General features: G+C 68.5%; 13 protein-coding genes. 7 read left to right on the forward strand and 6 right to left on the reverse strand.

What is annotated here, in order from left to right; translation table 11 throughout:
- Positions 1 to 9 precede the first annotated feature (9 nt).
- Positions 10 to 540 carry a hypothetical protein gene (locus ACI7YT_RS13065; protein ID WP_406245967.1) on the forward strand — a complete coding sequence of 177 codons (531 nt, stop codon included), beginning with the start codon at positions 10 to 12 and terminating at the stop codon, positions 538 to 540.
- Positions 541 to 556: 16 nt separating this feature from the next.
- Here ACI7YT_RS13065 and ACI7YT_RS13070 read toward each other — a convergent pair whose 3' ends face one another.
- Positions 557 to 868: a hypothetical protein gene (locus ACI7YT_RS13070; RefSeq protein ID WP_406245968.1), complete on the reverse strand. Its 312-nt coding sequence runs from the start codon at positions 866 to 868 to the stop codon at positions 557 to 559.
- A 57-nt stretch (positions 869 to 925) separates the two neighbouring features.
- On the opposite strand from ACI7YT_RS13070, the gene trpS reads away from it, so the two are divergent.
- Both trpS and ACI7YT_RS13080 read left to right on the forward strand, forming a co-directional pair.
- Positions 926 to 1,930 (forward strand): tryptophan--tRNA ligase, encoded by a 1,005-nt coding sequence (gene trpS, locus ACI7YT_RS13075; RefSeq protein WP_406245969.1) that lies wholly within the window; start codon positions 926 to 928, stop codon positions 1,928 to 1,930.
- 61 nt (positions 1,931 to 1,991) lie between these two features.
- Positions 1,992 to 2,636, forward strand: a complete 645-nt coding sequence (locus ACI7YT_RS13080) for a hypothetical protein (protein ID WP_406245970.1) — start codon at positions 1,992 to 1,994, stop codon at positions 2,634 to 2,636.
- Positions 2,637 to 2,655: 19 nt separating this feature from the next.
- Here ACI7YT_RS13080 and pth read toward each other — a convergent pair whose 3' ends face one another.
- Together pth and ACI7YT_RS13090 are read right to left on the reverse strand one after the other, a co-directional pair.
- Positions 2,656 to 3,237: an aminoacyl-tRNA hydrolase gene (gene pth, locus ACI7YT_RS13085; protein ID WP_406245971.1), complete on the reverse strand. Its 582-nt coding sequence runs from the start codon at positions 3,235 to 3,237 to the stop codon at positions 2,656 to 2,658.
- An 88-nt stretch (positions 3,238 to 3,325) separates the two neighbouring features.
- Complete coding sequence (locus tag ACI7YT_RS13090; RefSeq protein ID WP_406245972.1) at positions 3,326 to 3,940, reverse strand: 50S ribosomal protein L25/general stress protein Ctc; 615 nt, start codon at positions 3,938 to 3,940, stop codon at positions 3,326 to 3,328.
- Between the two features lie 230 nt (positions 3,941 to 4,170).
- Between ACI7YT_RS13090 and ACI7YT_RS13095 the strand changes: the two genes are divergently transcribed.
- Together ACI7YT_RS13095 and gndA are read left to right on the forward strand one after the other, a co-directional pair.
- On the forward strand, positions 4,171 to 4,296 hold the full coding sequence (locus ACI7YT_RS13095; protein ID WP_406245973.1) for a hypothetical protein: 126 nt from the start codon (positions 4,171 to 4,173) through the stop codon (positions 4,294 to 4,296).
- Between the two features lie 110 nt (positions 4,297 to 4,406).
- The gene (gndA, locus tag ACI7YT_RS13100) at positions 4,407 to 5,858 is read left to right on the forward strand and encodes an NADP-dependent phosphogluconate dehydrogenase (RefSeq protein WP_406245974.1); all 1,452 of its coding nucleotides are present in this window, start codon (positions 4,407 to 4,409) and stop codon (positions 5,856 to 5,858) included.
- A gap of 54 nt (positions 5,859 to 5,912) precedes the next feature.
- Here gndA and ACI7YT_RS13105 read toward each other — a convergent pair whose 3' ends face one another.
- Entirely contained in the window at positions 5,913 to 7,145 is a 1,233-nt protein-coding gene (locus ACI7YT_RS13105; protein ID WP_406245975.1) for an FAD-binding oxidoreductase, read from the reverse strand.
- Positions 7,146 to 7,234: 89 nt separating this feature from the next.
- Positions 7,235 to 8,386, reverse strand: coding sequence for a galactonate dehydratase (dgoD, locus tag ACI7YT_RS13110; RefSeq protein WP_406250578.1), 1,152 nt, complete (start codon positions 8,384 to 8,386; stop codon positions 7,235 to 7,237).
- Between the two features lie 159 nt (positions 8,387 to 8,545).
- Here dgoD and ACI7YT_RS13115 point away from each other — a divergent pair, with 159 nt between their 5' ends.
- Together ACI7YT_RS13115 and ACI7YT_RS13120 are read left to right on the forward strand one after the other, a co-directional pair.
- Positions 8,546 to 9,274, forward strand: coding sequence for a response regulator transcription factor (locus tag ACI7YT_RS13115; protein ID WP_406245976.1), 729 nt, complete (start codon positions 8,546 to 8,548; stop codon positions 9,272 to 9,274).
- A 26-nt stretch (positions 9,275 to 9,300) separates the two neighbouring features.
- Complete coding sequence (locus ACI7YT_RS13120; RefSeq protein WP_406250579.1) at positions 9,301 to 10,800, forward strand: sensor histidine kinase; 1,500 nt, start codon at positions 9,301 to 9,303, stop codon at positions 10,798 to 10,800.
- A 3-nt stretch (positions 10,801 to 10,803) separates the two neighbouring features.
- Here the strand turns inward: ACI7YT_RS13120 and ACI7YT_RS13125 are convergent, their stop codons facing one another.
- Complete coding sequence (locus ACI7YT_RS13125) at positions 10,804 to 12,378, reverse strand: FAD-dependent oxidoreductase (RefSeq protein ID WP_406245977.1); 1,575 nt, start codon at positions 12,376 to 12,378, stop codon at positions 10,804 to 10,806.
- Positions 12,379 to 12,404 lie beyond the last annotated feature (26 nt).

The raw sequence follows: 12,404 nt of genomic DNA on the forward strand, positions 1-12,404 counted from the left end.
ATCGATCGGGTGAACATCCGATATCTCTGGCGCACCTGGCTCGCCTGTCTCATCGCCTGTCTGCCGATCCTCGTCCTGCAGCTCATGCCGCAGCTGATGCGCAGCAGGGCTGGAGGCACTTCGTCGCTGATGATCGGCGTCGGGTTGCTGCTCGCGCTGCTGGTGGCGGCGTTCGTATGCGCTCCCCTGATGTCTGCGTGGCTCGCCCCCGCACCGGGATGGCAGCCCCGCAGCGCGCTCCGGGCCGCGGGCGCGCTCTGGCGACGGCGCGCCGGTCAGGCGGCGCTCGCGCTGCTCGCGGGTATCGGCGTCTACACGGTCGGCCAGGTCGCCGGCTATGCGCTCGGCCAAGCGGTGCCCTACGTCCACGACAACCCGGCGTTCGCCGCCGATCCGAGGCTGTCGCCCTGGATCATCGACTATCCGGCGTTCGCGCTGCAGGCGGTCGTCTTGTACGCGCTGACGACGCTGGCCGTTGCCGTCTACGCCTGGCGGATGCGTTCGCTGAGCGTGCAGGGCGCCGCAGGGGGCACGGCCTGAGCGGCCCGCGTCCGGCCTACGCGGTCAGCAGAGCTGCGAAGAGCCCGACGGCGACGACCAGGAAGGCAGCCGAGCACACGATGCCGGCGGTCACCCGTCGTCCGCGACGGAAGATCAGCGGCACGGTCAACGTGAGAGGGATCGCGAGGCCGATCGCGAAGAGCGATCCGAAGATCAGCACGTAGCCGTGCCTGTCGCCGTCCGACCATCCGAAGCGACTGCTCAGCGCCATCCACGCGAAAAGCGCGAACGGCACGCCGAACAGGACGGTGAGGACGATACCGACGATCTGCACCGCTCTGCTGGTCGGTTCGGTCCTCTCGGTCATCCCCCGATGCTGTCAGCGACGTCGAGGCACCTCCACCGTCGCCCTAGGATTGATACCGTGACGAAACCTCGCCTGTACTCCGGAATGCAGCCCTCCGCCGACTCCCTCCAGATCGGCAACTACATCGGGGCGCTGCTGCAGTGGCGAGACCTGCAGAACTCCTATGACGCGTTCTTCTCGGTCGTCGACCTGCATGCGCTGACCGTCGCACAGAATCCGAAGGACCTTCGCGAGAAGACGCGCCGCACGGCCGCCCAGTACATCGCGGCCGGCATCGAGCCGTCGCAGTCGACCCTGTACGTGCAGTCGCACGTGCGCGCGCATGCCGAACTGGCCTGGATCCTCTCCACGATCACCGGTTTCGGCGAAGCCGGCCGGATGACGCAGTTCAAGGACAAGTCCGCACGGTACGGTGCCGATGCGACATCGGTCGGGCTGTTCACGTATCCGGTGCTGATGGCCGCGGACATCCTGCTGTACCAGACCGATGTCGTACCGGTCGGCGACGATCAGAAGCAGCACGTCGAACTCACGCGGGATCTCGCGGAGCGCTTCAACGCGCGCTTCGGCGAAGCCTTCGTCGTACCGGTGCCGGTGATCCAGAAGGACACGGCACGCATCTACGACCTGCAGAATCCGACGTCGAAGATGTCGAAGTCCGCGGAGAGCGACGCCGGTGTGCTGTGGCTGCTGGATGACCCGGCGAAGACGGCGAAGAAGATCATGCGCGCCGTCACGGATGCCGACGGCAGCGTGCGCTTCGACCGGGAGAACAAGCCCGGCGTCTCGAATCTGCTCACGATCTACGCGGCCCTCACCGGTCGGCAGGTCGCCGCCATCGAGGACGAGTACGCCGGTCGCGGCTACGGGGACTTCAAGAAGGGTCTCGCCGAGGTCGTGGTCAACGAGTTCGAGCCGGTGCGCACCCGCGCCGTCGAACTGCTCGACGACCCGGCAGAGCTCGACCGCATCCTGGCCGTGAACGCCGCCAAGGCGGATGCCGTCGCGGATGCGACCCTCGCGGACGTCTACGACAAGACCGGGTTGCTGCGCCGGGTCTGAGCTCTTGAGTCGGCGGTCCGACCGCGGCGGACGGGTGAGGTGAGAACGTAGGATGGGTGGCGTGACCGACCCGCAGCAGCCCGACGGCTTCCGCCCGCCCGCTCCCCCGCCTGTTCCTCCCGTGCCCCAGGCATCCGGCCCGAACCCGCCCCAGGCTCCGAACGGCTTCCCGGCGCCCGGCGGATACCAGGCGCCAGGCTATCCGGCCCCGGGCGGCGCTGCGCCCGCGTATCAGGCTCCGGTCGGCGCCTACCAGGCCCCGATCGGCGGCTACCAGATCGCCGCCGGCCCCTACTCGGCACCCGCCGCGCCGGAGGCGTCCGCTCGCACCACCGGTGTGCTGGCGCTGATCCTGTCGCTCGCCGCGGCCATCGTCATGCCGATCATCGGCGCCACGGCCGCGTTCGCCGTCGGGAGCATCATCCCGAACGCCGTCGACGACGTCACCTCCGCCGACCTGGACTCGCTGGCGTTTCTCGCCCCCGCACGGGACCAGGTGCTGTGGGCCGAGATCTCGTTCTGGGCCGGAACCGTGCTGGGTATCGCCGCGTTCGTGCTCGGCATCGTCGCGATCGTCAAGCGCCGCGGCCGTGGTCAGGGCATCGCAGGGCTCATCATCGCCGTGCTGGGTCCCGTGGTGTTCTTCACCGCCGTCTTCATCGCACTGACCGTCGGCGCGGCGGTCGGGGCTGCCCAGCTGACCTAGTCGCTCAGCGCGACCCGGCTCAGCGCGGGGCGTGATGCTTCTGCTGCGCGGCGAGCAGACCGTCGGCGACGAGCGTCTCGACGGCATCTGCGGCATCCGAGATCAGGATCGGAAGCGTCTTGCGCTCCTCACCGCCGAAGGGCGCGAGCACCCAGTCCGCGGCATCCTGACGCCCCGGCGGACGCCCGATCCCGACGCGCACACGCGGGAAATCGGCCGTCGTCAGCGCGCTGGCGACGTCGCGGACGCCGTTGTGCCCGCCGTGTCCGCCGCCGATCTTGAGCTTGATCGAATCGAACGGGATGTCCAGTTCGTCGTGCACGACGACGACCCTCTCGGCCGGCACCGAGTAGAAGCGCGCGAGCGCCGCGACCGGGGTGCCGGACACGTTCATGAACGTGTTCGGCTTGGCCAGCACCAGCTTGTCGCCCCCGGGGCGGAGCCAGGTCTCCACGACCCTGGCGCCGGCCTTGTGCACCCGGAACGTCTCGCTCCGGCGCGCCGCGAGCTCATCGACGACCATCTGGCCGATGTTGTGCCGCGTGGTCTCATAGCGGGGACCGGGGTTGCCCAGTCCCACGATCAGCCACGTGTGCGCCACGTCGGCCTCCTCTCGGACATCGTCAGGATATGACAGAGGGGACACGATCTCTCGTGTCCCCTCTGTCGAAGTGGTGCAGTGCGGAGGATTACTCCGCAGCGGCCTCGTCCGCAGCCTCAGCGGTGGCCTCGGCCGCCGTCTCGCTCTCCTCGGCGGCCTCAGCGGCAGCCGGGACGGAGATCGCGACGATGAGCAGCTCGGGGTCCGCGAGAAGCGTCGAGCCCTTGGGCAGCTTGACGTCGGCGGCGGTGACGTGCGCGCCCTCTTCGAGGCCCTCGACCGAGACCTCGAAGTGCTGCGGGATGTGCGTCGCCTCGGCCTCGACGGCGAGCGTCGTGTTCTCGAGGTTGACGATCGTGCCGGCAGCCGACTCGCCCGTGACGACGAGCGGGACGTCGACCTGGATCTTCTCGCCCTTCTTCACGACCAGGAGGTCGATGTGCTCGATGATCTGGTGCACGGGGTCCTTCTGGACGTCCTTGACCAGCGCGAGGTGGTTCTTGCCGTCGATGTCGAGCTCGAGCAGCGCGTTGGCGCGGCGGATGATCAGCGCGACCTGGTGCCCGGGCAGTGCGACGTGCACCGGGTCGGTGCCGTGGCCGTACAGCACGGCGGGGATCTTTCCTGCAGCGCGCAGGCGGCGGGCGAAGCCCTTGCCGAAGCTGTCGCGCAGCTCGGCGGTGACCTTGGTGTCGTCAGACATTGGTTCTCCTTCGGGGCACACGGCGAAGGCCGCGTGGTGGTCTTGAGTTCGGCTTCTCGAGCACAGACGCGAGGAAATCAGCCACGAGGACAGCTTCGCCGCGTCGATTACGGATGCCGCGCACACGAAGCATCCCTCGCCGAGGAACCTCTCAATCGTACCCGATGCACCGGTAGGCTGAAGACACTCGACTTTTCCGTCCTGAACCCTCACGAACCTGGAGTCCTGCAATGCTCGACGGCGCCTTCCTCTCCCACGCGATCGCCTGGCTCATCGGAGCCATGGCCGTCTGCGCCGGTGTGTTCACGATCGGCGCCCTGTTCTCGATGGGACGCTCCGGCTACCGCAAGGACTGAGCCTCACACGGTAACGCGGGCGTTGTGCGCGACCGCATCCGAGTAATCTGAAGACGTCCGGATCTGCGCTCACCAGCGCCCGGACGGTCCCCCTCACGGAAGGTGCATCAATGTCCTCTGCCGGTCAGGCAAACATCGGAGTCGTCGGACTCGCCGTCATGGGTTCGAACCTCGCCCGCAACCTCGCCAGCCGCGAGGGCAACACGGTGGCGATCTTCAACCGCAGCTACGAGAAGACGCAGGGTGTCCTCGACGCCCACCCCGAGGCGGGCTTCGTCCCCGCGAAGACCTACCAGGAGTTCGCGGACTCGCTGCAGAAGCCGCGCACCGCGATCATCATGGTCAAGGCCGGCGGCCCGACGGATGCCGTGATCGACGCACTCGTCGAGGTGTTCGAGCCGGGCGACATCATCGTCGACGGCGGCAACGCCTACTTCCCCGACACCATCCGCCGCGAGAAGGCCGTGCGCGAGACCGGCATCAACTTCGTCGGCGCCGGCATCTCGGGCGGCGAGGAGGGCGCACTGCTCGGCCCGTCGATCATGCCCGGCGGCTCTGACGAGTCCTGGGTGACGCTCGGCCCGATCCTGAAGTCCATCGCGGCGGTCGCCGAGGGCGAGCCCTGCGTCACGCACATCGGTCACGACGGTGCGGGCCACTTCGTCAAGATGGTGCACAACGGCATCGAGTACGCCGACATGCAGCTGATCGCCGAGGCCTACGACCTGATCCGCCGCGGCACGGGCAAGACCCCGGCCGAGATCGCCGAGATCTTCGCCGAGTGGAACAAGGGCGAGCTGGAGTCATACCTGATCGAGATCACCGCCGAGGTGCTGCGTCAGGTGGATGCCGAGACCGGCAAGCCGCTCGTCGACGTCATCCTCGACCAGGCCGGCGCCAAGGGCACCGGCGCGTGGACCGTGCAGACCGCACTCTCGCTCGGCGTTCCGGTCTCGGGCATCGCGGAAGCCACCTTCGCACGTTCGCTCTCGAGCCACCCCGAGCAGCGCGCCGTCGCCGGCGCCCTTCCCGGCCCTGAGGAGTCGTTCTCGGTCCAGGACCAGGCCGCGTTCATCGAGGACGTCCGTCTCGCGCTGTACGCGTCGAAGATCGTCGCTTATTCGCAGGGCTTCGACGAGATCCGCGCCGGTGCAGCCGAGTACGACTGGTCGATCGACCTGGGTGCCGTGTCGAAGATCTGGCGCGGCGGATGCATCATCCGCGCACAGTTCCTCAACCGCATCGCCGACGCGTACGCGGTGGACGCCGAGCTGCCGGTGCTGATGACCGCTCCGTACTTCTCCGAGGCGCTCACGCGCGCACAGGCTGCGTGGCGTCGCGTCGTCGTGACGGCAGCGCAGGCCGGCATCCCGGCTCCGGCGTTCTCGTCGTCGCTGTCGTACTACGACGGCCTTCGCGCCGATCGCCTCCCCGCCGCACTCGTCCAGGGCCAGCGCGACTTCTTCGGTGCGCACACCTACAAGCGCATCGACAAGGAAGGCACGTTCCACACACTGTGGTCCGGAGACCGCACCGAGATCGAGGCCGAAGACACGCACTGACACCTCAGGCACGTGAGAAGGACCGGGAGCCGCGGGCTCCCGGTCCTTCTGCATTCACGGCGCGATGTTGTGATTGCGCCGGAACAGGTTCTCGGGATCCCAGACCCGCTTCACCTCGGCGAGACGGGCGTGCGCTGCGCTCGTGAACATCCCCGGCACGGCTGCGGGCCGCTCCGTCGGAGCGAAGTTGCCGTACTCGGCGAGACGGCCCCGCTCGATCTGCTCCCAGTCGGCGAGGATCGAGGCGCGCGCATCGTCGTCGACCAGGCCGGGGATGTCGAACGCTCCGGCCATCACGAACCAGGTCGCCTCACGAGAGGGGAACGCGGTCGACTCCTGTTCGACGTCTCCGAATGCTCCCCCGAGGGATCGCAGGAACACCACGGATGCGGGATACGCGACACGGAACGCCACCAGGCGATCGATGAGGTCGTCGTCGAGGTGTGCGAACAGGCCGTTGCCGCCGATGAACCCTGGCGGGAGCTGTTCTTCACCCTCGGGCGGCGTCGGCGGCTCCATGAGGATGTCGCGGTACGCCGGGGTCGTGATCTCGGTGGAGACGCCGTCGATCTCGGTGATCGGCGCCAGCACTTCTCGAAGCCGATCCGCTTCGATGCCCGCCCAGACGGCGCTGAGACGTGCTCCGGCCGGCGCGCTCGGGTCCATCGGCGGGACGTCCATGAAGGTGACGGTGAGCTCACGAGGAGCGTCGCGCATCAGTTGGCTCGTGGCACGCAGGACGGCAGCGGAGCCGGCGGCGAGAGCGCTCTCGGAGTAGACGATTCCCTCCAGCGGATGCGCAGCGAAATCGAAGCGGGTGACGATCCCGAAATTGCCCCCGCCGCCACGCAGCGCCCAGAACAGGTCGGCGTTCTCGGTCGCGGACGCCTCGACGACCTCACCGGTCGCCGTGACGACCTGGGCGCCGACGAGCTGGTCGACGGCGAGACCCCAGGAGCGGACCATCCAGCCGATGCCGCCGCCGAGAGTCAGCCCGCCGACGCCGACGGTCGCGGTGTCGCCTGAGCTGATGGCGAGGCCGTGCGGGGCGATCGCTGCGGCGACGTCGCCCCACACGGCTCCGCCGCTGACGTGGACGGCCGTTCCTTCGATGGTGATGCCGGAGAGCTCGGAGAGCTCGATGCGCAGCCCTGGGTATGCGCCGTGCGACCAGGGACCGTGCCCGCCGGCGACGACGGTGACGGGGAGCGATTCGTGGTGTGCGCGTCGCACGGCTGCGGCGACTTCTTCAACGGTGGTGGGGCGGATGATGACGGATTCGGTCATGCCACAACGCTAGACCCGGCCACGGACATGCGGGCGTGCGATTCAGATGAACATGAGGCGTGCGATCAATGCGCTGGACCACGCGGTGCTCACCACTCCGCCACGGACCCGTCAGGGTGACGCCACACCGGATTCTGCCACCGCTCCCATCGTGCCGCGGCATCCCTGACGGCACCCTCATCGATCTCGATCCCGAGCCCTGCCCCTGTGAGCCGCTCGAAGTGACCATCCACGAATCGGAGTGGCTCGGTGTCGGCGACGTAGTCGAGCACCTCGGCGCCGGCGTTGTAGTGGATGCCGATCGACTGCTCCTGAATGAGATGGTTCGGCGTGGCGAAGCCGACCTGCAGGCACGCGGCCAGTGCGAGAGGTCCGAGCGGACAGTGCGGCGCGATGACGGCATCGAAGGTCTCGGCGAGCGCTGCGATCCGGCGCACCTCCGAGATCCCGCCGGCATGCGACACATCCGGCTGCAGGATCGCTGTCCCGGCCTGCAGCACGGGCAGGAACTCCTGCCGGCTGTACAGCCGCTCCCCCGTGGCGATCGGGATCGTCGTGGCGTCCACCATGCGACCGATCATGTGCGAGTTCTCGGGGACCACCGGCTCCTCGATGAAGAACGGATGCAGCGGCTCCAGCAGCGGTGCGAGCCGGCGCGCCGTGGCCAGCGTGAAGCGACCGTGGAGATCGACCGCGACATCCCGGTCAGGGCCGAGCACCTCACGGGCGCTGGCGACGCGCGAGACGACGCCGTCGAGCTCGGCGACCGAGCCGTTGCGGCTCATACGCCCCGACGCGTTCATCTTCACTGCGGTCAGACCGACGGCGAGCTGAGCGGCGATGTGATCGGCCACTTCCGACGGATCGTCACCGCCCACCCAGCCGTAGGCCCGGATGCGCTCGCGCACCGCGCCTCCGAGCAGGTCGTGCACCGGCACACCCAGGCGCTTGCCCTTCAGATCCCACAGCGCCTGGTCGACGCCGGCGACCGCACTCGCCAGTACGGCTCCGCCACGGTAGAACTGCCCCTTGGACAGCACCTGCCAGTGCTCCTCGATGAGACCGGCATCCTTTCCGAGGAGGTAGTCGGCGAACTGGTCGACAGCGGCGCGCACGACATCCGCGTACCCCTCGAGGGATGCCTCGCCCCAGCCCACCAGACCGTCCGTCGTCTCGATGCGGACGAACAGCCAGCGGGGCGCCACGGGGAACGCCTCGACCCTCTCGATGACGTCGTTCATGATCTCCTGCGCCGCGCCGCCGTCGTGCTGCTGCTTCGTCACCCTCGACGTTCCTCTCGTTGCCCTCTCCGAAGAATAGCCGGATGGCATGCCACGATTCACAGCCAGCCCATAACGCTCTCCATAGAAATCTCATAGGAGACTCCGCAGAATGGGGTCATGACCACCGATCTGCCCGAACTCCGTCGCCCGGACGGCTCCCCCCTTCGCATCCTCGCCGTCGACGACGAGCAGATGCTCACCGATCTCCTCGCGATGGCTCTGCGCATGGAGGGCTGGGAGGTGCGGACCGCGTCGTCCGGTCTCGAGGCGCTGCAGGTCGCCCGTGACTTCGAGCCGGATGCCCTCGTACTCGACATCATGATGCCCGACCTCGACGGCATGGCCGTCCTCAAGCGGCTGCGCGAGTCGGGCAACTTCGTGCCCGTCCTGTTCCTGACGGCGAAGGATGCCGTGGGTGACCGCATCGCCGGCCTCACCGCCGGCGGCGACGACTACGTCACGAAGCCCTTCAGCCTGGAGGAGATCATCGCCCGCCTGCGCGCGATCATCCGCCGAACCGGACACGCCACCACTGACGACTCCCAGTCGATCCTGCGCGTCGCCGACCTCACGCTCAACGAGGACAGCCACGAAGTCGCCCGCGGCGACGACGAGATCGAGCTCACCGCGACCGAGTTCGAACTGCTGCGCTACCTGATGCGCAACGAACGCCGCGTGCTGTCCAAGGCCCAGATCCTCGATCGGGTGTGGAGCTACGACTTCGGCGGCAAGTCCTCCGTGGTCGAGCTGTACATCTCGTATCTGCGCAAGAAGATCGATGCCGGCCGCACACCGCTGCTGCACACCGTCCGCGGCGTCGGCTACATGATCAAGGCTCCGCAGTGAGCTCGACGAGCCCGGCGCGGCCGCCCCTGAGCCTGCAGACCCGGCTGATGGCGGCCGTGATCGGGTTCGTCTCCCTCATCCTCATCATCGTCGCGGTCATCACCAGCGCGACGCTGGGTACGACCCTCGAGAACCAGCTCGATCAGAAGGTGCTGTCCAACCTCGGTCAGCTCAGCTCGCTGACCGACCCGCGGATCCAGAGGGCCGAGCTCTACGGTGTGGAACCGACTGCTGACCTGGTGGTCGAAGGCGTGCCATCCGGTGACGGGGTACTGTTCGCGATCGCCGGCGGCCAGGACTCGATCACCCCTAGCGGCGTGATCATCGAGGAAGGCCGAACCACTCAACTCACCCAGGCTCAGTTGCAGCAGGTCGCCGAGGGCGTCCAGAACAGCCCGACGACCGTGACGATCGACGACCTGGGCTCCTATCGGCTCGCAGCCACCCAGACGCCGCACGGCATCACCGTCGTCACCGGCCTCCCCCGCGACGAGATCCAGAACACGCTCGCGCGCCTGTTCACCGTCATCGCGCTGGCCACGCTCGGCGGTCTCATCCTCCTCGCGCTCACGACGGCGATCACGATCCGCGTCGGCCTGCGCCCGCTTCGTGCGGTCGCCGCCACGGCGACCCGCGTCGCGAACCAGCCGCTGGATCGCGGTGAGGTCTCGATCACCGAGCGCGTACCGGCGGCAGAGGCAGACCCGAGGACCGAGACCGGACTCGTCGGCGCCGCGCTGAACACGCTGCTCGACCACGTCGACAGCTCGCTGTCCGCCCGCCAGCAGAACGAGGAGCGCATGCGGCGCTTCGTCGCGGACGCGAGCCACGAGCTGCGCACTCCGCTCGCCTCGATCCGCGGGTACTCCGAGCTGTCGCTCAAGGCGCTCGGCAAGGCGGAGCAGGCCGGAACGGCTACGACGCCCGCCGTCATGGAGAGCACAGGCTCAGCGCTGGAGCGCATCCAGGCGCAGTCGTTGCGCATGACACGGCTGGTCGAAGATCTGCTGCTGCTCGCGCGCCTCGACGAAGGCCGCGAACTCGTGTACGGCACGGTCGATCTCACGCAGCTCGCCGTCGAGGGCGTCGCCGACGCACGCCCCACGGCCCCCGACCACGCGTGGGACCTCGACGTCCCGGAGGAGCCGGTGATCGTCGTCGGCGACACCGGGCGCCTGCACCAGGTCGTCACCAACCTCCTCGCGAACGCCCGTACCCACACTCCGGCCGGAACCAGGATCACACTGACGGTGGCGCAGGAGGGCGACCACGGCATCCTGCGCGTCCACGACGACGGGCCGGGAATCGACCCCGCCGTCCGCGAGGAGCTGTTCGCACGTTTCGCCCGCGGCGACAGTTCGCGGGCGCGTCAGACCGGCGGCACCGGCCTGGGGCTCGCGATCGTGAAGGCGATCGTCGAGGGCCATCACGGCGAGATCATCGTCGACAGTGCACCGGGTTCGACGACGTTCACCGTCCGGATCCCGGCGAACCCGGCGTCCTCCGACGCCCGCGCGACCAGCTGACGGTCAGTACCCGGCGAACGCGTCGGTCGTCAGTGACCGCGCCTTGTGCAGCGCCGGTGCGAGGTCGGCGATGAGCCGAGGCGGACCAGAGATGAACGCATGCCGTACGGAAAGGTCGCCGACCACGCCTTCGAGGTGCTCCGCATCCAGCCGGACTCCCTGCGCCCAGCTCCAGTGCGCAGGCAGGTCGGTCGGCTCGTCGCGCGTGAAGACGATCACGTCGACGCCCGTGGCTGCGAGCTCATCGCGGAAGGCGAGCTCGGTCGAATCCGATGCGACGTACACGAGGACGACGTCCCGCCGCTGCCCGGTGAGCTGCAGCTGACGCAGCTGCGAGACGAACGGCGTCACCCCGATGCCGGCCGCCACCATCAGCACCGGCGCGTCTCCTCGGGGCAGCAGGAAGTCGCCCCAAGTCCCCGTCACGGCGAGCGTCGCCCCTGGCTCCGCCGCAGCGAGCGCGAGCTTGTAACTGGAAGGATGCTTCTGATCGCCGTTCTTGTAGGCGATGCGCAGCGTGGGCAGGTCGGCCGGCGCCGAGACGATGCTGAACTCCCGGCGGGTGCCCCTGGCGTCCGGACGGCGATGCGGCACGTCGAGTTCCAGGTACTGCCCGGCCAGGAAGCGCAGCTTCCCCCGCGCCTCGAAGGTGAGCTCCTGCACGGTCGGGGTGATGAACTCGCGACTGCGCAGGGTCAGGCGCACCGAGCCGCGCAGAGCGAACGCGAAGGCCAGGAGGTTGCCGATCAGCAGCGCGCGCTCCTGGCCGAGTGTGAACAACCCGGCGACCGAGATGGGCCAGCCGGCGAGCGCTCCGACGACGCCGGCGACCCAGAACTGCTGCCAGCGTCTCGGAGGAAGCGTCAGAGGTTCGGAGAGCATGAACGCGCCGAGGAACAGGAACGGCGTCTGCAGCACCGCGAACGACAGCGCGGAGCCGAGATCGACCGCGATTCCGAACTGCTGCGCCTGGATGAACTGGCGCACGACGGACGTCGCGACCGCGATCAGCACGAACACCAGCACCACGCGCACCTTCTCGGTGCGCCACAGCACGACGAGGCCGAGCACCGCGACCGGCAGCGCCATCGACGGCGTCCCGATCCACCACGATGACGACGTGCCCAGCCATTCGAGCGCGCCGAAGGAGCCGACGATGGAGACGACGGCGGCACCGAACGCCGCGGGGTTGAAGATGTGCCGGCCCCGCCAGGCGATGATGTACTTCGACAGACTCGCCAGCGCTCCGGCCACTGCCAGACCGAAGACGGCGGCCGCGTCGGTCCCTGGGCGCAGCACGAACAGAAGGATCAGGGCCGTCACGAGCGACGATTCGACACGCCACGGCAGCCGAAGAATGCGCTGCGCCACGGCATCCACCGCCGAGATCACCGCTGTCAGGACGGCGAAGGCGACCAGGATCTCCCACGGGGTCGGAGACACGATCACGCCGAGCGCAGACAGCAGCAGGGCGATCAGGGCCAGCGTCGCGAGGGCCGCAAGCACGAGGCGGTACATCGACAGCGATCCCAGCCGTGCCAGGACCCGCTGTCGGAATGCGGTGAAGGACGTCGTCACGATACTCACTCTGCCGTATCCCTTCC

The organism is Microbacterium sp. M (genome assembly GCF_045181065.1).
Lineage (GTDB): Bacteria > Actinomycetota > Actinomycetes > Actinomycetales > Microbacteriaceae > Microbacterium.

What these genes read in the sequence shown, in the direction of transcription:
- ACI7YT_RS13070 (WP_406245968.1), bottom strand. Translation starts at nt 868, where the DNA reads ATGACCGAGAGGACCGAACCGACCAGCAGAGCGGTGCAGATCGTCGGT.
- ACI7YT_RS13090 (WP_406245972.1), bottom strand. Translation starts at nt 3,940, where the DNA reads ATGTCTGACGACACCAAGGTCACCGCCGAGCTGCGCGACAGCTTCGGC.
- ACI7YT_RS13095 (WP_406245973.1), top strand. Translation starts at nt 4,171, where the DNA reads ATGCTCGACGGCGCCTTCCTCTCCCACGCGATCGCCTGGCTCATCGGA.
- gndA (WP_406245974.1), top strand. Translation starts at nt 4,407, where the DNA reads ATGTCCTCTGCCGGTCAGGCAAACATCGGAGTCGTCGGACTCGCCGTC.
- ACI7YT_RS13105 (WP_406245975.1), bottom strand. Translation starts at nt 7,145, where the DNA reads ATGACCGAATCCGTCATCATCCGCCCCACCACCGTTGAAGAAGTCGCC.
- dgoD (WP_406250578.1), bottom strand. Translation starts at nt 8,386, where the DNA reads ATGAACGACGTCATCGAGAGGGTCGAGGCGTTCCCCGTGGCGCCCCGC.
- ACI7YT_RS13115 (WP_406245976.1), top strand. Translation starts at nt 8,546, where the DNA reads ATGACCACCGATCTGCCCGAACTCCGTCGCCCGGACGGCTCCCCCCTT.